Annotated in this window: 2 protein-coding genes; both read left to right on the top strand. The window is 60.3% G+C overall.

The annotated features are described in order from the left end of the window. Positions 1 to 160: transporter substrate-binding protein (locus AC1DWI_RS22235; RefSeq protein ID WP_477725792.1), on the top strand; the 160-nt coding region annotated here is incomplete at its 5' end. Positions 161 to 393: 233 nt separating this feature from the next. Further along, positions 394 to 1652: urea ABC transporter permease subunit UrtB (gene urtB / locus AC1DWI_RS22240; protein ID WP_477725791.1), on the top strand; the 1259-nt coding region annotated here is incomplete at its 3' end.

Below are 1652 nucleotides of genomic sequence, written 5' to 3' on the forward strand. Positions count from 1 at the left end.
GAAGAACCATCACCTGCACAAGTCGGTCTTCATCGGCGAAATCAAGGCCGACGGCCAGTTCAATGTGGTGTGGAAGACGCCTGGCCCTGTGAAGGCCAAGCCATGGAGCCCATACATTGAAGGRAACGACAAGAAACCCGACGAGCCTGTCAAGAAGTAAGAAGCTACTGCGCGAACCGATCTGGGGCTCTGTGGTGCTCACCGTACTGGTGTACGGTTCCGCTCCTCGAACCCCACCTCGGTCCGCTCGCTACGCTTCTTCCTGTCTTGACGCCTTTGGGCGTCTACGGTCCGGTTCTTGCTCTTGGTGAGTAAGACCGGTGCCCCCAAGGAAGTTGCAGTCTGGGCGCAACACGGTTGCGTGCTGTGCCCAACCTACAGGTTCTTTCCCCTATGCTCCGTTACCCACTTCTCCGCCTACTCTTTCTTGCTACGCTTTTGATAGCTGCTCGCGCTTATGCCTTAAGTCCTGAGGAGGTAAAAGGCATGTCAATTGGCGAAACGGAGGCGCGTGTGGAGGCCTTGGGAAAGGCCGCTGCCAAGGCCGACGAGAAGACGGCCGCGTTCATACAGGCGCTGTCTGACGATGCGGTGAAAACCAAGGGCGACAAGGTTTTTGTTGTGAAAGACGACAAAGCCTTTGACCCGATCACCGGCGCCGAGGTGCCGCTGCCGGCTGATGCTGAAGACGTGATCAACCCCAACCTGATGCGCAGCGAGATCGACAACGCGCTGGCCGCGTTGAAGCTGTTTTCCAAAGACGAGAAGCAGCGGCGCGATGCGATCAAGACGCTGGGCGGTGACAACGACGAAGCGCGGCTTCCGTTGATTGAAAAAGCCTACGCGGCTGAAACCGTGCCCGAGCTGAAGAACCAGCTTGAGCTGATGCGCGCCGCCATCATGCTGGGCAGCACCGACAAGGCCAAGCGCCTGGAAGCCGCCGCGCAGCTGGCCGGCAGCAAGAACCCCAATACCAAAACGGTGCTGATAGAACGCCTAGGCACCGAGGCCGATGCCGACGTGAAGGTGGCCCTTCAAGCCGCGCTGGCCAAGGTTGAGGCCTCACTGGAGTGGGGCAACAAGCTGGGCGCGATTTTCAGCGGCATCAGCCTGGGCAGCATCTTGCTGCTGGTGGCGCTGGGGTTGGCCATCACTTACGGGTTGATGGGCGTCATCAATATGGCGCACGGCGAGCTGATGATGATTGGCGCCTATGCCACCTACGTGGTGCAGGGCGTGTTCCAGAAATACTTTCCCGGCGCGTTTGACTGGTATTTGCTGGCCGCGGTGCCGGTGGCTTTCATGGCCTCGGCGCTGATGGGTGCGGCGCTGGAACGCAGCGTGATTCGCTTCCTCTATGGCCGCCCGCTGGAGACACTGCTGGCCACCTGGGGTATCAGCCTGATGCTGCAGCAACTGGTGCGCTCGATTTTTGGCGCGCAAAACGTCGGGGTTGAAAACCCGGTGTGGATGAGCGGCGGCGTGCAGGTGCTGGGCAATCTTTCGCTGCCTTACAACCGGCTGGTCATCATTGTGTTTGCCGTGGCGGTGCTGCTGGGCGTGGCCTGGCTGATCAGCCGCACGCGGCTGGGCCTGTTTGTGCGCGGCGTCACGCAGAACCGGCCGATTGCCTCTTGCATGGGTGTGAACAC

This window comes from Polaromonas sp. P3_C2 (assembly GCF_056402675.1).